We start from the raw sequence: 18,252 nt of genomic DNA, 5'->3' as shown, positions 1-18,252 counted from the left end.
GTGCAAGGAACGCATCCAGAGGACGAAACGCGGGAGTCGGGGGGCGCGGGGGAGGGGTCAGACGAGCGCGAGGGTGTCCAGGAGGGACACGGCTCGCGCGATGTCCTCGGTGAGCGGCCGGTCCTCGACGCTCGGGTCGAGCACGGCCGCGGCGGCCTCGTAGGCGTCCCGGGCGGGCAGGGCGACGAGGTCGGCCTTCCGCATCCGCAGCGCCCGGACGGCCGCGACCAGTTCGCACGCCAGCACCTGCTGGTACGCCGTCCCGGCCGCGGTCGCCGCCCGCGCGGCCTGGGTGGAGAAGCTCGCGTGGTCCTCGATCCCGCGCGAGACGACGGCGGTGCCCAAGGTCGCCGGGAGCGCGGCCTGCCGCAGTTCGGTGAGCGCGTCGTGCGCGACGTACTCCAGGATCATCACGCCCGAACTGCCCGAGGGCCCGGCCGCCAGGAACGGCCGCAGCCCGGTGAACTCCGGTTCCACCAGATCGCCCAGCCGGGCGACCGACAACTCGGCGACCTGGTGGACGGTCGCGCGCACCTGGTCGAGCGCGGTCGAGACGTAGGCGGTGTGGAAATGCGCGTGGTGATAGGCGTCCTGGTGCACCGTCGAGATCATCGGGTTCTCGGTGCTGGCGTTGATCTCCACCGCGAGCACGTCGCGCAGGTAGTGGATCGCGTCCAGCGCGGGGCCCTGCACCTGCGGGAACGCCCGGAGCCCGAACGGGTCCTGGATACGCCGCCCCGGCCGGGGCGTGCCCTCCATGCCGAGCAGCCGCCGCATCTCCGCCGCGCACGCGACCTGCCCGGCGTGCGGCCGGGCCTCGTGCACCGGGGTCGCGTACGCCTCCGGGTTCCCGTCGAGCGCGATGTAGGTCAGCGCGGCGACGACGTGACTCGCCCGCGTCAGGGTGTCGAGCCGCATCGCCGCGAGGGTCGCCTCGGCCAGCGTCGCGGCGTTGCTGCTCATGAACGCGAGCGCGTCACCCGCCTGTACCGGGACGGGAGGCACGTGCCCGGCCAGCCACGGTCGTTCGCCGGTGAGGGCGAGCGCGGTCTCCGCGAGCGGTGCGAGGTCGCCGGTGCCGATCGCGCCGAGCCGGTGCACCAGCGGCAGCGCCCCGGTCCGGACGGCGGCCGCCAGCGCCCCGATCAGCTCGGGGCTGAGCCCGGACCGCCCGGCCAGCAGCTGGTTGAGCCGGATCAGCATCATCGCCCTGGTCTGGCCGGGGGACATGACGTCACCGCTGCCGCCGGCGTGACTGCGCAGCAACCGCAGGCCGTGATCCGGCGACTCGCCCTCGCCGACCGGGTCCTCCTTGTTGGCGCCGACGCCGGTGGTGCGGCCGTAGACGATCCGGCGCGTACTCAGTTCCTCGGCGAGCTTCCACGCGCTTTCCGCGCCGCGCAGCGCGGCGATCGAAACGTCTATCCCCAGCGGCCCCTCGGTGCGCGCGGCGGTCACGACGTCCGCGCAGCGCAGGGTCCGGCCGTCCACGCGGATCACGGCGGCCTCCTCTCCCGACCGCCCCACTATGACCGTCGTCAGTCCGACGGCGGCTGCCAGGGCGGCCGGTTGCCCCAGTCCCACTTCGGCATCGGCTCCGGGACGGTGACGTCGCGGCCGGGCCGCGAGAACATCACCGCGAGCCGGCTGCCCCATTCGACATAGGCGGCGAACGCGGAGCGGAACTCCGGGTCGGCAGGGAGCCCGGCCTCGTCGGCGGCGTCGAAGAGCAGGTTCACCCAGCGGCGGCGCTGCTCTTCGGTGATGCCCTTGCCGAGATGCCGCCCGACCATGTGCCGGTGCCCGCCGTGGTCGTGGCTGTAGGTCTCCGGTCCGCCGAAGACCTCGGCGAGCCAGATCGCGACGTGTTCGGGGTGGCCGGGGTCCATGTCGCGGAAGACCGGCTCCAGCAACGGGTCCTTCAGGACGTGGCCGTAGAAGAGGCGGGTCAGTCGCCTCAGGGCGTCCATCCCGCCCGCCCATTCGTACAACGTCGGCGTCTCGGTCACGTACTGTCCTCCCAGCGGCGATGATCTTCCGGTCCGGCAAGGCAACCATCCGGGAACGCTCCGGACAACCGCTTACTTTCGGTGCGTACCAACGGGAGTGACGATGAAGCGGTATCACTGCGCGGTCGAACTCGCCGTCGACGTCCTCGGCGGCAAGTGGAAACCGGTGATCCTGTCGCATCTGAAGGAGGGGGTGCACCGGTACGGCGAACTGCGGCGCGAGCGGTTACGCCCCGCACTCCAGGCGCTCTACGACTGGGGGATCCAGCGCGCGGCCGACACCGGCATCACGTTCGAGCCGTTACCTTTTCACTGACTGTCCTCGTCCAGGTGCCGTTCGAGCGCGTCGATCCGCCCTTCCCAGAACCGGCGGTACGGCGCGAGCCAGGCGTCGACCTCCGCCAGCGGCTCCGGCCGGAGCCGGTAGCACCTCCGCTGCGCGGCGACGCGGACGGTGACCAGACCGGCCTCGCGGAGGACACGCAGGTGCTTCGACACGGCCGGTTGGCTCAGTTCGAGGACCTCGACCAGCTCGTTGACCGACCGTTCGCCGTCGCGCAGGAGGTCCAGGATGGTGCGGCGGCGGGGTTCGGCGAGGATCTCGAAAGTCTGCATCATCCGGGAAATGTGCCTCGTGCGGCATATTTCCGTCAAGGAATGTTCGAAAATGTCCATCCGAAAGTCTTGGTCTGAACCATTGACGGAGTGGTCTAGTCCACTTAACTTGTGCGTGTCCCGCCGCAGTCCTCTCGTCACCGATGGTGACGGTGAAGGGAGAACGCATGTCCCGTTGGAGCAAGTTCACCGCGATCGCGGGTGCGGCGGTCGTCGCACTGGGCGCGCTGGCCGTGGCCGCACCGGCCCAGCAGGCGACGGCCGCGCCGGAAGCCGGGGACGCCTCGGTCGGCAAGGTGCTCGGGTACTTCGCCGAATGGGGCGTCTACCAGCGCAACTACCATGTGAAGAACATCGACACGTCGGGTTCGGCGAGCAAGCTGACCCATATCAACTACTCGTTCGGCAACGTCACCAACGGTGGTTGCGCGCTCGGTGACGCCGAAGCGGCGACGAGCAAGTTCTACGACGCGGCCTCCAGTGTGGACGGTGTCGCGGACTCGTGGGACACGGGCGCGCTGCGCGGGAACTTCAACCAGCTGAAGAAGCTCAAGGCCAAGTACCCGGACCTCAAGGTGCTGTGGTCCTTCGGCGGCTGGACCTGGTCCGGCGGCTTCGCCGAGGCGGCGAAGAACCCGGCCGCGTTCGCGGACTCCTGCTACAACCTGCTCAACGACCCGCGCTGGGCCGGCGTCTTCGACGGTATCGACATCGACTGGGAGTACCCGAACGCCTGCGGTCTCTCGTGTGACACCAGCGGCGCGGCCGCGATCAAGAACCTGGCGCAGGCGCTGCGGGCGAAGTTCGGCTCCAAACTGGTCACCGCCGCGATCACCGCGGACGGTACCGACGGCGGCAAGATCGACGCCGCGGATTACGGCGGCGCGTCGCAGTACTTCGACTGGTACAACGTCATGACCTACGACTACTTCGGCGCCTGGGCCGCGCAGGGCCCGACGGCCCCGCATTCACCGCTGACCGCCTACGCGGGCATCCCCACCGCCGGCTTCCACTCCGACGCCGCGATCCAGAAGCTCAAGGGCAAGGGCGTCCCGGCGAGCAAACTGCTGCTGGGCATCGGTTTCTACGGCCGCGGCTGGACCGGTGTCACCCAGGAGGCCCCGGGCGGCACCGCGACCGGTCCGGCGGCGGGCACCGAACCGGGCATCCAGGACTACAAGGTCCTGAAGAACACCTGCCCGGCCACCGGCACCGTCGCGGGCACCGCGTACGCCAAATGCGGCAGTGACTGGTGGAGCTACGACACCCCGGCGACCATCGGCGGGAAGGTCGCCTACGCGAAGGACCAGGGTCTCGGCGGCGCCTTCTTCTGGGAACTGTCCGGGGACACCCCGGACGGCGAGCTGATCACCGCCCTCGCCAGGTAAGCCTCCCGGACGCGCGTGAAGGCCCCCTTCACGCGCGTCCGTCGGTGGCTGGGATTACCGTCACCGCATGGGTTTCGAGGGTTTCGGCGAGTACGCCATCGACTTCTACGACGGACTCGAGGCGGACAACTCCAAGTCCTACTGGGACGCGAATCTCGCCACCTACCAGGCCGACGTCCGCGGCCCGATGGAAGCGCTGCTGGCGGAACTGGTCCCGGAATTCGGCGACGGCTTCGGCGAGGGGAAGGTCTTCCGGCCGTACCGCGACGTCCGGTTCGCCAAGGACAAGACGCCGTACAAGACCCATTGCGGCGCGGTGATCGAGCAGGGCCGCGGCGGCGGCGCCTACTACGTCGAAATCGGCCCGGCGGGCCTGCGCGTCGGCGGCGGCTGCTTCCACTTCGAGTCCGATCAGCTCGCCCGCTTCCGCAGGGCCGTCGACACCGAGGTCCACGGTGCTGAGCTGGCCAAGCTCCTCGCGAAACTGGAGAAGGCGGGCTGGGAGATCAAGGGTGATCGCCTCAAGTCGAAGCCGCGCGGGTTCGCCGAGGACCACCCCCGCATCGACCTGCTGAGGTATCGCTCGGTGTACGCGGCACGGGTCTGGGAGCCGGACGACGTCCTGCACGAGCGGGGCGCGCTCGACCGGGTGCGGAAGGCGTGGCGGCAGGTCCGGGCGTTCAACGAGTGGGCGCGGGACCGCGTCGGGCCGAGCGAAAAGCCGCGCCGATAACCGGTGAACATTGTTCGGTGGTTGTCATTCGGCCAGGTGAACTGACACTTTTCTTGAACTTTCGGTATCGGTAAAGACGGATCACCGATGAGGGACTACGCTGTGCGAACGTGAGCCGACGCGCGAAGATCGTTTGTACCCTGGGCCCCGCGACCGCTACGCCGGAGAAGATGCGGCAACTCGTCGACGCCGGGATGGACGTCGCGAGGATGAACTTCAGCCACGGGACGCACAGCGACCACAAGCAGGTCTATGACCTCATCCGGTCCGCCGCCGCCGAATCGGGCCGTGCGGTGGGCATCCTCGCCGACCTTCAGGGGCCGAAGATCCGTCTCGGCACCTTCGCGGGCGGGCCGGTCGAATGGCACAACGGCGACATCGTGCGGATCACCGTCGAGGACGTCGCGGGCACCCACGACCGGGTCTCGACCACCTACAAGGGACTCGCCGACGACGCGAAGCCCGGGGACCGCCTGCTGGTCGACGACGGCAAGGTCGGCCTCGTGGTCAAGGAGGTCGACGGCCCGGACGTCGTGTGCGAGGTCACCGAAGGCGGCCCCGTCAGCAACAACAAGGGTGTCTCCCTGCCGGGTATGGACGTCTCCGTGCCGGCGCTGTCCGAAAAGGACATCGAGGACCTCGAGTTCGCGCTCGAACTGGGCGTGGACTTCATCGCGCTGTCGTTCGTCCGCTCGCCCGCCGACATCGACCTGGTCCACCAGGTGATGGACCGTGTGGGCAAGGGCCGCCTCCCGGTGGTCGCGAAGATCGAGAAGCCCGAAGCGGTCTACAACCTCGAAGCCATCGTGCTGGCCTTCGACGCGGTGATGATCGCCCGCGGCGACCTCGGCGTCGAACTCCCGCTGGAGCAGGTCCCGCTGGTGCAGAAGCGCACCATCCAGATCGCCCGCGAGAACGCGAAGCCGGTCATCGTCGCGACGCAGATGCTCGAATCGATGATCAACAGCTCCCGCCCGACCCGCGCGGAGGCCTCGGACGTCGCCAACGCGGTGCTCGACGGCGCGGACGCCCTCATGCTCTCGGGCGAGACCAGCGTCGGCCGCTACGCCATCGAGGTCGTCCAGACCATGGGCCGGATCATCGAGGCCGTCGAAACCGACTCGCCCGTCGTGCCGCCGCTGTCGCACGTCCCGCGCACCAAGCGCGGTGTCATCTCCTACGCGGCCAGGGACATCGGCGAGCGGCTGAACGCCAAGGCGCTGGTCGCCTTCACCCAGTCCGGTGACACGGTCCGGCGGCTCGCGCGGTTGCACACGCGGCTGCCGCTGCTGGCCTTCACCCCGGAGGAGAGCGTCCGCAGCCAGCTCGCGATGACCTGGGGCACCACGACCCGGATCGTGCCGAAGGTCGGCTCCACCGACCAGATGATCCAGCAGGTCGACCACGCGATGCTCGAAATGGGCAAGTACGCCAAGGGCGACCTCGTGGTCATCGTCGCCGGTTCCCCGCCGGGAACGGTCGGCTCGACCAACCTCATCCGGGTGCACCGGCTCGGCGAGGACGACCACGCCTGACGCCGGTCACCTCACGCGCGTCCCTCGGCTGTGCCATGAAAGGTCCTTTCCTTGCAAATTTCGCAAGGAAAGGACCTTTCATGGCGTCCTTCCTCTGGTTCATGTACTCGATGATCGCCGCAGGCGGCCCACCAGCATCAGCAGTCACCACAGCTGCGCGTGAAGGCCCCCTTCCCTCGGCTCAGCCGAGGCAACTCGCCCTTCACACCTTGCCGAGACACCGGCATCGCGCCGCCCAAGCCTCGTGAGTGGTAATGACGGTTAGAACCGTCATTACCACTCACGACAGCCCGCGCTCCCTCGCAACCCCAGGACGCAAGGCTCCCGACACGTCCCGAAGGTGGCCTTCGCGACAAACGTCCCGCCTGACGGAGGCCCGGGGCCCCCTTACGGCCTAAAGTCCATGACATGACTGAGATGGCCAGGGAGGCCGCGGCCGGATTCGACAGCACCGGCGGAGTGGGCGGTCAGCCCGTCCTCGACCGGCTGGTCGCGCTGCTGGACTTGGAGAAGATCGAAGAGAACATCTTCCGCGGCGTCTCACCCGCCCACTCGCCGGTGCGGGTGTTCGGCGGGCAGGTCGCGGGGCAGGCGCTGGTCGCCGCCGGCCGCACCGTGCCCGAGGAGCGGAAGGTCCACTCGCTGCACGCGTACTTCATCCGCGGCGGCGACCCGAGTGTTCCGATCGTCTACGAGGTCGACAGGATCCGCGACGGCCGTTCGTTCACCACCCGCCGCGTCGTGGGCATCCAGCACGGCAAGGCGATCTTCTCGCTGTCCGCCTCGTTCCAGAAGGACGAGGGCGGCATCGAGCACTCCGAAACCATGCCGGACGTCCCGGACCCCGAGTCGCTCCCGACGCTGCAGGAGCGTGCCGAGGGGTACTTCATCGGCCATCACGACCGGCCGCGCCCGATCGACCTGCGGTACGTCAACGACCCGCCGTGGGTGACCCGGAAGTCCGGGGAGCTCCCCGCCAGGAACCAGGTCTGGATGCGGGCCGACGGCAAGCTCCCGGACCAGCAGCTGCTGCATGTCTGCGTCCTGACCTACGCCTCGGACATGACCCTCCTGGACTCCGTGCTCGCCCGCCACGGCGTCTACTGGGATCTCGACAAGGTGATCGGCGCGAGCCTGGATCACGCGCTGTGGTTCCACCGCCCGTTCCGGGCCGACGAGTGGTTCCTCTACGACTCCGCGTCGCCGACGGCTTCGGGCGCTCGCGGTCTGGCCACGGGACGGTTCTTCGCCGCGGACGGAACGCATATCGCCACCGTCGTGCAGGAGGGGCTTCTTCGAGTGGTGTGAACGGTGACGTTCCGCATCGAAGAGGCGTGTTGTCCATCCTTTAGAGGGAATGGCGAAATGAATTAACCTCTGGTGCCAGAGCATTACGCAAAAGGGCCGCGGGCATAAAGGGAGGGCCGGAACCGATCGGGGGACGGCTCCGGCCCTGCACCGGGGGTGAATCCGGCTTCGACGGGTACCCTTCCGGGAAACCCGTCGGTGCAGCTCGCGGCCCCGCGCCCGTGCCGCGAGCAGGTCCGCGACCGCCGACGAGGGCGGGCGAACCGCGGTGCACAATGGTCAACCTACAACGGCAATCTGCAAATTGCAGGATGAAAGACGGGCCGGGCCGGAAAATGGTGGTGTGACCATCTCACCGAATGTGTCTCGGGCTGGTTAGATGTGCATCGTGCGAGGATCGTCGAACACTGTTCTCCTCGCCACGTCCCGATCGGTGTAGCTCGGACAGCTTTGTGGAGGTGCCGTGATGACGAGGGGTCAGGGACCCACCGTGCGCCGCCGGAGACTGGCGAGCGAACTGAGGCGGCTGCGCGAGGCGGCCGACCTCACCATCGACGAGGTGAGCGAGAAGCTCGAATGCTCGGCGTCGAAGGTCAGCCGGATCGAGACCGGGCACGTCGGGGTCACCCCGCGCGACGCGCGCGACATGCTGGAGCTGTACGGCATCGCGGGTGACGAGCAGGAAGCGCTCGTCCAGCTCGCCAGGGAAGCCCGCAAACGCGGCTGGTGGCACGCGTATAACGAGGTGTTCACCGGCACCTTCGTCGGCCTGGAGGCGGACGCGAGTTCACTGCGGGCGTTCCAGGCGCTGCTGGTGCCGGGGCTGTTGCAGACCGAGCGCTACGCCAAGGCGGTGATCCGGGCGATGCGGCCCGACGCCGAGGACGCCGAGATCAGGCGCCGGGTGGCGGCGCGGATGGCGCGGCAGGAACTGCTGACGGATCCTTCGCCGCCGGAGTACTGGGCCGTGATCGACGAGGCGGTCCTGCACCGCACGGTCGACGGGCCCGAGGTCATGGCGGAACAGCTGTACCGGATGGTCGCGCTGGCGGGTCAGCCGAACGTGACCGTCCAGATCGTGCCGTTCGGCGCGGGCGCCCATCCCGGGATGGAGGGCCCGTTCCTCATCATGGGCTTCCCCGAACTGGCCGACACCGACGTGGTCTACGTCGACAGCACCTCCAGCGGGCTCTACCTGGAGGAACCCCCGGACGTCCGGCGATACGCGTTGATGTTCGACCATCTCCGTGCCGCCGCGTTGAAACCGGACGACTCGGTCGAGGTGATCGCCGAGGCCGCCGGGAGGTTCGCCGAACAGGCGGCCCTCCCGAATGCACCGCAGTATCGAGACCTCGGTGTGCTCGAGGTCCCTGGAAACAAGTAAGGAGCGGGGAGCATGACGCCCAACGATGATCTTTCCCAGGCCCGGTGGCGCAAGAGCAGCCACAGCGGTGGCGGCAACGACTGCGTCGAGGTCGCCTTCACCGGTTCCGGTGCCGCGCTGAGGGACTCGAAGGACCCCGAGGGAGGTGCCATCCGCCTCTCGCCGCACGCTTGGCAGGGGCTGCTCGGCGCCGTCCGCCCGAGTGGCCCGGCACACGACTAGAGACGCTGGAAATCGACCCCTTACGCCCCCCGAGCAGGGGATGGGTGGGAGTAAGGGGTCGAACTACGTCCGGGTGTAGGTGATCACCCGATGCCGCGAGGCACCCCTCAGGACGAATCTGGTCATTACCAAACCAGGTAGTGAAGTCCTAAAGGGGAAACAGTGATGAACAGCAACGACGCCCTCCTTACCGGCGTACTGGCCGAGATCGAGTACCGGCGGGAAGAGCTGCAGCGAGCGGGCCGCAGCGTATGGGTCGACAGGGCCCGCCGGGCGGGCAGGCGGATCCGCGCGCAGCGCGCCGAGGTCCAGCTCCCGGCCCAGCAGCGCCGCGAGGTCGGGCAGCTGCCCGCCCGCAGCGGTGAGATCACCCGGTAGAGGTCGAGTGCGATGAAGCTCTCGGCGAAAACACAGGCGAAGTTGTCGGTCCGGTAGGCAAGAATGCACCTTGTGCCCCGTCTTGGCTCCGGAATCCCGATCGTCGCCCGCACTCAGGAGATGCGGCAGCTCCGTGCCGCCTTCGCCCGTGCCGAACGGGCCGAGGCCGGCGCGGTGCTGCTCTCCGGTGATGCCGGCGTCGGCAAGACCCGCCTGCTGACCGCCCTCGGCGAGTACGCCGCGGGTACGGGCGCCCTGGTCCTCACCGGGCGCTGTATCGACGTCCGCGAAGGCGGACTCCCTTATCTTCCGTTCGCCGAGGCGCTGGCGCCCTTGGCGACGACCTCGGATCCCGCGGTCACCGCCGCGGTCCGGGCCCGGCCGGCGCTGGGCAGGCTGCTCCCGCAGATGCAGCAGGCGGAGGACTATCCCGCCATCGAAGACGGTCAGCTCACCGCGAGCGAACGGGTGTCGACGCAACGGCTCGGGCCCGAACAGGACCTCGGCCAGCTCCAGCTGTTCGACGCGGTACTGGGGGTGCTGACCGTCATCGCTCAGCGCCGGCCCGTGGTGATCCTGCTGGAGGATCTGCACTGGGCCGACGGTTCCACCAGGAACCTGCTGTCCTTCCTGCTGACGAGGCTGCGCACCCAGCGGCTGCTGGTGGTGGCGAGCTATCGCGAGGAGGACGTCCACCGGCGGCATCCGCTCCGGGCGCTGCTGTCCGAGGTGGTGCGGCTGGGCGCGGTCGAACGCGTCGAGGTCAAGCCGTTCGGCGCCGAGGACGCGCGCGCCTTCGTCGAGGCGCTGGCCGACGAGCCGATCGGCCAGGACCTGATCGCCGACATCGTCTCCCGGTCGGAAGGCAATCCGTTCTTCGTCGAAGAGCTGCTCGCCTCCGCGAAGGACTGCCGCGATCTCCCCGCCGGGCTGGCCGAAGTGCTCCTCGCCAGGGTGGAACAGCTTTCCCAGACCACACGCCGGGTGCTGCGCGTGGTCTCGGTCGCCAAGGACTCGGTGGCGCACGCCGCGCTCGCCGAGATCTCCGGACTGGACGAACTCGAACTCGACGAGGCGCTGCGCGAGGCGGTGCAGCATCACGTCCTGGTGATCGAGAACGGTTTCTACACCTTCCGCCACGCGCTGCTGCAGGAAGCGGTCTATGGCGACCTGCTGCCCGGTGAGCGGGTGCGGATGCACGCGGCGTACGCGGCACGCATCCGGAACCGGACCCAGGGCCGGGGCCAGTACGCGCGGCTCGCGCACCACAGCCTGGAGAGCAAGGACTTCGTCACGGCGCTGGCCGCGTCGCTGCAAGCGATGGACGAGGCGGAGAAGCTGGGCGCGCCCGGTTCCGCGCTGCGGCACGTCGAGCAGGCACTGTCCATCTGGGACGCCGTACCCGCCGCGGACCGGCCGTCGGACGTCGACGAACTCCGCCTCCTGCACGAGGCGTCGTACTTCGCGAGCACGTCGGGGGAGCCGGAGCGCGCGGTCGCCTATTCGCGATCCGCGACCGAGGCCCTTGGCCCCGGCGTCGGCAACGAGCGGGCGGCCAAGGTCTGGCGACGGCACGCGGAGGCGCTGCTCTCGGTCGACGGCACGCTGGACGAGGTCCTCGAGGCGATCGACAATGCATGGGAGCTGGTCGAACACACCGAGGCGAGTTCCGCGCGGGCCTGGGTGCTCGCCACCCGCGCCGGGATCCTGCGCTTGATCGACAGGCATGACGAAGCACTGCAGTGCGCGCTGGCCGCGGTCGCCGACGCCAGGGCCGTCGGCGCGGGCGGGGCGGAGGCGGCGGCGCTGGTCTCGCTCGGGACGCTGGCCGATTCGGCGGGCGACGTCGAGGAGGCACGGGAGCGGCTGCGCGAAGCCGAGCGGAAGGCCCGGGATTCCGGCGCGCTCAACGGCGAGCTACGGGCGCTGCACTTCCTCGGGCTGAGCTACGACGACAGGGCCGAGATCCATTCCGCGCTGAAGTACTACGCCAAGGGCATCCAGCGGGCCAAGGACACCGGGCTGACCTGGAGCTCGTTCGGCATCGAGCTGCGGACCAAACACCTCACGCTGCGGTACGTCAGCGGGGACTGGCCGGACGACGACGACGCCGGCCGCGCGGGCCGCGGGGTTTCGAGCGTCGTCGCGGGGCGGTTCCTGGGCATCTGGGCGCAGTTCGTCGTCGGCCGGGGCCGGTTCGAGGACGCGGACAAGATCCTGCCCAGTCTGCGACAGCACTGGAGTGCGGACTATTCGATCGCGCTGGCGTCGGGTGACGCGGCGATCCAGCTCGCGTCGTGGCGAGGGGACCACGCGGGCGCGGTGCGCCAGGCGCGTGAGCTGATCGACTGGCTCGAAGAGGTCGAACCGGCGGTACTCGGCGGGATCCGGATCAGCGTGCACGGCCTCGCGGCCGCCGTCGCGCAAGCCGCCGAAGCGCGGGTCCGTGGCGATCTGGCGACGGTGGAGGCCGCGGTGGCGTCGGGCGAGAAGATGCTCGCCCACGGGCGCCGGTGCGCCGAACACGGCATCCCGCGTTCGGTGCAGCTGGGCCCGGAGGCCTTGGCGTGGCTCGCCAGGCTGGAGGCGCTGGGCGCCTGTCTGCACGGCGCGGGAGAGCCGGCGTTGTGGGCGAAGGCGGTCGAGGCGTTCGGGTACGGCGCGGTGTACGAGCAGGCCATGTGCCGTCTGCAGCACGCGAAATCCCTGCTGGCTTCCGACGGCGACACCGAGCTGGCCGCGACCGAGTTGCTGGCCGCGTACGCGGTCGCCGACCGGCTGGGTGCCTGCCCGCTGCTGGGCGCCGTCCGGGACCTGAGTCACCGGGCGCGTGTCGAGCTGCCCGGGGACGCCGCGGCTCCGCGCCGCGACACGGTCGACCCGCTCACCGACCGGGAACGGGACGTGCTGGAGCGCGTCGCGCTCGGCCGGACCAACCGGCAGGTCGGCGAGGAGCTGTACATCAGCGAGAAGACGGTGAGCGTCCACCTCTCGCGCGTGATGGCGAAGCTCGGCGCGAGCCGCCGGGCCGAAGCCGTCGCGATCGCCTACGACCGGGGCCTCCTGGCCGCCCCGACCTCTTCCTGACCCGCGTTTCGTCCTCTGGATGCGGTACTTGCGCGCGCAACCACCGCATCCAGAGGACTAAATGCATGGAGGGCAGGGAACTCAGCGGCGCGGGAGGCGGCGGAGAACCTTCAGGCCGGCGCTGAGGGACCGGGTCCAGAGCTTCGGCGGGATGCCGCGGCCGGGGCGCAGCGGCATCCCGCGCTGCAGCGCGATCGCCTGGGCCTCGGTGTACTTCAGCAGCCCCTCGGCGCCGTTACGCCGTCCGACGCCGGACTCCTTCATCCCGCCCATCGGCAGTCCCACGGTCCCGAAGGTCGCCGCGAAGCCTTCGTTGACGTTGACGGTCCCGGCCTTCAGCCGCGCCGCGACCTCCCAGCCCGCACGGCCGTTGCGCGACCACACGCTCGCGTTCAGCCCGAACTGCGTGTCGTTGGCGCGCTCGATCGCCTCGGTGACGTCGGTGTAGCCGTAGATCGACACGACCGGCCCGAAGGTCTCTTCGGCGAACAGCTTGACGTCCTCGGTGACGTCGGTGAGGACGGTGGGCTCGTAGAACAGCGGGCCGAGGTCGGGCCGGGCCTTGCCGCCGGTGAGGACCTTCGCGCCCTTGGAGCGAGCGTCTTCGACGTGCGCCGACACGGTCGCCAGCTGATCCTCCGAGGTCAGCGAACCCATCTGCGCCTGGTAGTCGAGGGCGCCACCGAGCCGCAGCGCGGCGGTCTCGGCGACGAAGGCGCGCGTGAACTCCTCGCGGATGGACTCGTGGACGTAGATCCGTTCGACCGAAACGCACAGCTGGCCCGCGGAGGAGAAGCACGCGGTCACCGCGCCCGCGGCGGTCTTGGCGATGTCCGCGTCGGGCAGCACGATCATCGGGTTCTTGCCGCCGAGCTCCAGCGAGTAGCTCGTCAGCCGCTCCGCCACCTTCGCGGCGAGCCCCTTACCCGTCGGCGTGGAGCCGGTGAAGCACAGGTAGTCCGACTCCTCGACCAGCGCGTCGCCGATCCGGGAACCGCGGCCGAGCACGATCTGCCAGACCCCGGCGGGCAGCCCGGCCTCCTCGGCGATCTCCTGCAGCCACAGCGCCGAGAGCGCGGTCTGGTTGTCCGGCTTCTGCACGACGGCGTTGCCCGCCGCGAGCGCGGGCAGGACGTCCATCGCGGTGAGCGCGAGCGGGTAGTTCCACGGCGAGATGATCCCGACGACGCCCTTGGGGTGCCGGATCTCGCCGACCTTCGTCAGTACCGGGATGAGCCCGGCGGCGCGGCGCGGCGACAGGAACTTCGCGCTGTGCTTGCCGTAGTAGGCGGCCACGAGGGCGGTGGCGCTGACCTCGTCGAAGGCGTCCATCCGCGCCTTACCCGCCTCGATCTGCACGAGGTCGAGCGCCTCTTCCTGCCGCTTCAGGACCAGATCGTGCAGCCGGATCAGGATGCGCTGGCGGTCCTCGACCGGGCGCTCGGCCCACGAACGCTGCGCTTCCCGCGCCTGGTCGAAGACGGCGCGGACGTCGGCGTCGGTGGCCTGGGGGAGGGTCGCGATCGGCTGCCCGGTGAAGGGGGCCCGCATCTGGACCGGTGCGGAGTCCTCGCCGCCCACGACCCGCCGCACGAGCCGTTCCGCCCTGGCCATGGCCGGGGCGCCGGGGACGCCGCCGATGGTGGCCGGGCCTTCGGTGTGGTGGCCCGCGCTCGCCGGTGTCGTGCTCGTCATGCCGTCTCCGTTCCATGCCGCGTGGAGCCGGAAGGCGCCACGCAGAGCCCAGGTGTTACCGACGAGTACAGCATACCGCCGGTATGGAGACTGTCCAGTGCTGACGTGAATATGTTTCACATATTGCCGGGTTGGGGCGGATTGTCGGGCGACGGGCGCAGGATGTCCTGCTGCTGCAACGCCGACCCCGCGGGTGGCGTCGGGGGCGACGGCGGTTCGTAGGCCTGAGGCTGCGGTTGCTGCTGATACTGCTGCTGGGGGACGCCGGGCGCGTAAGGGAGATAGCCAGTGGGATAAGGGGCCTGGGCGGGCGGCTCGGGTTCCCGGCGGTTGGCCAGGATCGCCAGGACGAGGGTGAGCAACGCCACGAGCCCGCCGGCGAGCAGGATCCAGAATCCGCTCCCGGTGCCGTAGCGCGAGGTGAAGCGGCCGGTGTCCTGTCCGAAGCTCAGGCTCGCCGAGATGTCCATGCCGAGCATCCACACGCCGATCGCGGTCCCCGCGCCGCCGGCGACCAGCAGTGTCCTCGACGTCGTCGCAGCGGGCGAAACCGAACGACGCCGGTACGAAGCGAAGCCCACGGCCGCCCCGGCGAACAGGGTCAGCGCCGCGGCGGACAGCGGGATGCCGTACCGGGCGACGTGGGTCCTGTCGTAGAACTCCTTTTCCTCCGCCGACGGCTCGATGTCGAACGTCCGCGCCCAGCCGGTCTCGGCGAATTTCGACACCGCTTTGCCGTCGGAGAGCTGTTCGTAGGTCGACTGCGGAAGAAAGGTCGCCACCAGCACGAGGAGTCCGGCGAAAACCCCCATCATCGCGGCGAACAACCGAGGAAGCCGCGCGTCGGACGGGGGCCGCGGCGCCGAAGTCTGGACGGGTTGCATTGCGCCGAACGGACCAGTCGGATGGTACGGCTGCTGCTGCGGCGCGTTCATGGTCGGCTCCTCCGCCGGTTCTGTTGTCCAGCAAGGAATTCCACCACGGATCGGCCGCGGAGATAAGTGTCACCTGTGCTCTGGTGAACGATCTCCGAGCGTGCTACACGGGGAGTTTCGGCCAGGCGATGGCCGCCAGTTCCCGCGCGACGCGGCACGCGTCCGGTGCCTGCACGGCGAGAATGGCGTGCTCGACCTGGTTCCGCTCCGGGTCGGGTCCGCCGATGTGGCTCGTGAGCACGGTGCAGCCGCCGGAGACCTCCTGGACGAAGGACCGGCGCCCGCCCAAGCGCTCTTCTTGAACGCCCCCGGCGGCCTTCGGATGCGGGCCGAGGCCGAATTCCATCCGGACGAGCCGTGGCGCGCCTTGGTCACCCCAAAGGCATTGGTGGCCGGAGAGATCGCCTTTCCCGGAGACCGTCACGCCCAGCCGCGCGGAGACCTCGGTGCCGGACAACAGCGCGGAGCAGGCGTCCAGCCGGGCCAGCGAGCCGTCGCGGTATTCGAGATGCCTCGCCTGCTTCCCCGTCGCGAGTGACCGGGCGACACCGTCCAGGATCTTCGCGGCAACGGCCAGCACCTCCGGTCCGGCCGCTTCCCGGTTTTCGAAGAAGGTGCCGATCCGCAAGGAGGAGTCGTCGGTGAAGATCAGGTGGAGAAGAGGCTGGCCTTGAAGATCCGAACGGACCACGCGCAGACCTCGGGGGAGCGACGGCTCGGTGACCGGGGTGGCGGCCGCCAGGCGTTCCTTCGCCCGAGCGTCCGGGAAGCCGAAACTGAACAGGGCCGCGGAACCCGCGATCCTGGTCTGGAACGAGCACGCGCCCATGCTGAGCGTCGGTTCGGACAGCGGCGGGGACGTCTTCTCGATCTCGGAGAAGTCCAGCAGGTCGCAGAAGTCCACCGTCGCGGGGTCGCCGAGGGCTTCGCGCAGCGTCAGGGGCCCTGTCGGGGGAGGGGGCGCCGCCGAGGTGGACGGCGGGGTGTCCGGTGAGGGCGCCGCCGCGCAGCCGGTGAGCAGGAGCACGGCCGTGGTCAGTACGGCGAACGCCGTCGATCTCCCCATGGGCGGAACTCTACGGGGACGCGTCCTCGTACAACATCACCGCGACACGTTTCCATTCGTCGAGCAGCTGCCGTCGCCGCTTCGGGTCACCGCCGAGTTCGGCGTCCAGTGCGAGGCCCCGGGTGAGGTTCACGGTCAGCCAGAAGAGGATCTCCGCGCGTTCCTTCGGCAGCTCCCCGGCGATCGAGGTGATGTGCTCCAGTGTCGAGCGGCCCAGCGCGCGGTCGACCGGGCGGATCGCCTCGCGCAGTTCGGGGTCGGTCCGCGCCGCGACCCACAGTTCCGTGGCGGCCGTCGACAGCGTGCCCGAATAGCCCTCCCACAGCAGGTCGATCGCCGCCGCGACCCCCGAGGCGCCGCCGGGGAGCGCGGCGATCGACGCGGCCAGCCGTCCGCGCAGTTTCCCGGTCAGATGCTCGACGGCGGCCGCCATCAGTTCGGCCTTGGCTGAGAAGTGGTGCTGCACGGCGCCCTTCGAGACCCCGGCGCGGGCACAGATCTCCTGGACCGAGGTCCGCGCGTACCCGAGGTCGACCAGGCAGTCGATGGTCGCGTCGAGCAGGGCGGTCCTGGTCTGCTCGCGCCGCTCGGCCTGTGTCCGGTGGGTCTTGCCCAGTACGGCCATCGAACCTCGACCCCCTTTACGTGCAGCTCGGTACGGATGTACATTCCGGTTGGAACTTACATCCTAAGCGTCATGTTTTCCAGGTCCTGATCAGGAGGCGTTGGCCGTGCCCTTGCAGATCCAGAAGAGTTCGTGGAGCACGACGGAGCTCGAAGACCTCCGGGACCTCGCCCGGACCTTCTGTCAGAAGGAACTCGTGCCGAACCAGGAGCGCTGGGCGGCCGAGAAGAAGGTCGACCGTGAGCTGTGGACCAAGGCGGGCGAAGTCGGCCTGCTGGCACTGTCCATCCCGGAGGAGTACGGCGGTGGCGGCGGCACGTTCGCCCACGAAGCCGTGCTCTACGAAGAACAGGCCCGCTCCGGCGACAGCGCCTGGGGCGTCACCGTCCACAATGGAATCGTCGCGCACTACATCCTGGAGTACGCGGGCGAAGAGCAGAAGAAGGCGTGGCTGCCGAAGTTCGCCTCCGGCGAGATGGTCGGCGCCGTCGCGATGACCGAACCCGGCACGGGATCGGATCTGCAGAGCATCAAGACCCGCGCGGTACGCGACGGCGACCACTACGTGATCAACGGCGCGAAGACGTTCATCACCAACGGTTTCCACGCCGACCTCGTGGTCGTCGCGGTGAAGACCGACCCGGACGCGGGCGCGCAGGGTGTCTCGCTGATCGCCGTCGAGACGGACACGCCGGGCTTCAGTCGCGGCCGCGTCCTCGACAAGATCGGGCTCAAGGGCCAGGACACCGCGGAACTGTCCTTCGACGACGTCCGCGTCCCCGCCGCCAACCTCCTCGGCGGCCAGGAGGGCCTCGGCTTCATCCAGCTCATGCAGCAGCTTCCGCAGGAACGGCTGATCATCGCCGTCACCGCGGTCGCCGGGATGGAGGCCGCGATCGACCAGACCATCGCCTACACCAAGGACCGCCAGGCGTTCGGCCGCCCGGTCTACAACTTCCAGAACACGAAGTTCAAGCTCGCCGAGGCCGCGACCGAGGCCGCGGTGTCCCGCGCGTTCCTCGACCAGTGCATCGAACGCCATCTGCGCAAGGAACTCGACGTGCAGGGCGCGGCGATGGCGAAGCTGTGGACCACCGAGCGGGTCAACAAGGTCGTCGACGACTGCCTGCAGCTCTTCGGCGGCTACGGCTACATGTCCGAATACCCGATCGCGCGCGCGTGGGCCGACATCCGGATCTCCCGGATCTTCGGCGGCACCAGCGAGATCATGAAGGAAATCATCTCCCGCACGCTCTGAACGATCCGCTGGCG

The 18,252-nt window shown here is 69.4% G+C and carries 17 protein-coding genes; 10 read left to right on the top strand and 7 right to left on the bottom strand.

What is annotated here, in order from left to right:
• Window positions 1–57: 57 nt before the first annotated feature.
• Window positions 58–1,500 carry an aromatic amino acid ammonia-lyase gene (locus tag L324_RS03665; RefSeq protein ID WP_037304083.1) on the bottom strand — a complete coding sequence of 481 codons (1,443 nt, stop codon included), beginning with the start codon at window positions 1,498–1,500 and terminating at the stop codon, window positions 58–60.
• Between the two features lie 38 nt (window positions 1,501–1,538).
• On the bottom strand, window positions 1,539–2,009 hold the full coding sequence (locus tag L324_RS03660) for a group II truncated hemoglobin (protein WP_037304081.1): 471 nt from the start codon (window positions 2,007–2,009) through the stop codon (window positions 1,539–1,541).
• 103 nt (window positions 2,010–2,112) lie between these two features.
• Between L324_RS03660 and L324_RS03655 the strand changes: the two genes are divergently transcribed.
• Window positions 2,113–2,325, top strand: coding sequence for a winged helix-turn-helix transcriptional regulator (locus tag L324_RS03655; RefSeq protein WP_037304080.1), 213 nt, complete (start codon window positions 2,113–2,115; stop codon window positions 2,323–2,325).
• Here L324_RS03655 and L324_RS03650 read toward each other — a convergent pair.
• Window positions 2,319–2,627: an ArsR/SmtB family transcription factor gene (locus L324_RS03650; RefSeq protein WP_037304077.1), complete on the bottom strand. Its 309-nt coding sequence runs from the start codon at window positions 2,625–2,627 to the stop codon at window positions 2,319–2,321. The two genes, L324_RS03655 and L324_RS03650, sit on opposite strands and share 7 nt — an antisense overlap.
• Before the next feature lie 164 nt (window positions 2,628–2,791).
• Here L324_RS03650 and L324_RS03645 point away from each other — a divergent pair, with 164 nt between their 5' ends.
• From L324_RS03645 to L324_RS03610, 8 genes are all read left to right on the top strand, one after another.
• Window positions 2,792–4,012, top strand: coding sequence for a glycoside hydrolase family 18 protein (locus L324_RS03645; RefSeq protein ID WP_037304076.1), 1,221 nt, complete (start codon window positions 2,792–2,794; stop codon window positions 4,010–4,012).
• 67 nt (window positions 4,013–4,079) lie between these two features.
• The gene (locus L324_RS03640; protein ID WP_037304074.1) at window positions 4,080–4,745 is read left to right on the top strand and encodes a DUF2461 domain-containing protein; all 666 of its coding nucleotides are present in this window, start codon (window positions 4,080–4,082) and stop codon (window positions 4,743–4,745) included.
• 110 nt (window positions 4,746–4,855) lie between these two features.
• Entirely contained in the window at window positions 4,856–6,280 is a 1,425-nt protein-coding gene (gene pyk / locus L324_RS03635; RefSeq protein WP_037304072.1) for a pyruvate kinase, read from the top strand.
• Between the two features lie 408 nt (window positions 6,281–6,688).
• Window positions 6,689–7,588: an acyl-CoA thioesterase II gene (gene tesB / locus L324_RS03630; protein ID WP_037304070.1), complete on the top strand. Its 900-nt coding sequence runs from the start codon at window positions 6,689–6,691 to the stop codon at window positions 7,586–7,588.
• Between the two features lie 466 nt (window positions 7,589–8,054).
• The gene (locus L324_RS03625; RefSeq protein ID WP_044854292.1) at window positions 8,055–8,972 is read left to right on the top strand and encodes a helix-turn-helix domain-containing protein; all 918 of its coding nucleotides are present in this window, start codon (window positions 8,055–8,057) and stop codon (window positions 8,970–8,972) included.
• 12 nt (window positions 8,973–8,984) lie between these two features.
• Window positions 8,985–9,194 (top strand): DUF397 domain-containing protein, encoded by a 210-nt coding sequence (locus L324_RS03620; RefSeq protein WP_037304068.1) that lies wholly within the window; start codon window positions 8,985–8,987, stop codon window positions 9,192–9,194.
• Window positions 9,195–9,359: 165 nt separating this feature from the next.
• Window positions 9,360–9,572, top strand: coding sequence for a hypothetical protein (locus tag L324_RS03615; protein WP_037304065.1), 213 nt, complete (start codon window positions 9,360–9,362; stop codon window positions 9,570–9,572).
• A 63-nt stretch (window positions 9,573–9,635) separates the two neighbouring features.
• Window positions 9,636–12,659: a helix-turn-helix transcriptional regulator gene (locus L324_RS03610; protein WP_037304062.1), complete on the top strand. Its 3,024-nt coding sequence runs from the start codon at window positions 9,636–9,638 to the stop codon at window positions 12,657–12,659.
• Window positions 12,660–12,740: 81 nt separating this feature from the next.
• Here L324_RS03610 and L324_RS03605 read toward each other — a convergent pair whose 3' ends face one another.
• The 4 genes from L324_RS03605 to L324_RS03590 form a co-directional block, all read right to left on the bottom strand.
• The gene (locus L324_RS03605; RefSeq protein ID WP_037304061.1) at window positions 12,741–14,354 is read right to left on the bottom strand and encodes a succinic semialdehyde dehydrogenase; all 1,614 of its coding nucleotides are present in this window, start codon (window positions 14,352–14,354) and stop codon (window positions 12,741–12,743) included.
• Between the two features lie 116 nt (window positions 14,355–14,470).
• On the bottom strand, window positions 14,471–15,238 hold the full coding sequence (locus L324_RS03600; RefSeq protein WP_235783390.1) for a hypothetical protein: 768 nt from the start codon (window positions 15,236–15,238) through the stop codon (window positions 14,471–14,473).
• A 154-nt stretch (window positions 15,239–15,392) separates the two neighbouring features.
• Window positions 15,393–16,355: a hypothetical protein gene (locus L324_RS03595; protein WP_037304059.1), complete on the bottom strand. Its 963-nt coding sequence runs from the start codon at window positions 16,353–16,355 to the stop codon at window positions 15,393–15,395.
• Window positions 16,356–16,365: 10 nt separating this feature from the next.
• Entirely contained in the window at window positions 16,366–16,980 is a 615-nt protein-coding gene (locus tag L324_RS03590) for a TetR/AcrR family transcriptional regulator (protein ID WP_037304058.1), read from the bottom strand.
• A gap of 106 nt (window positions 16,981–17,086) precedes the next feature.
• On the opposite strand from L324_RS03590, the gene L324_RS03585 reads away from it, so the two are divergent.
• On the top strand, window positions 17,087–18,238 hold the full coding sequence (locus L324_RS03585; RefSeq protein WP_037304057.1) for an acyl-CoA dehydrogenase family protein: 1,152 nt from the start codon (window positions 17,087–17,089) through the stop codon (window positions 18,236–18,238).
• The last annotated feature ends 14 nt before the right edge of the window (window positions 18,239–18,252 follow it).

The sequence above is a fragment of the Amycolatopsis orientalis DSM 40040 = KCTC 9412 genome (assembly GCF_000478275.1).
Lineage (GTDB): Bacteria > Actinomycetota > Actinomycetes > Mycobacteriales > Pseudonocardiaceae > Amycolatopsis > Amycolatopsis orientalis.
Note: the sequence above shows the minus strand (reverse complement) of the source record. Positions and strands in the feature narration are given on the sequence as shown.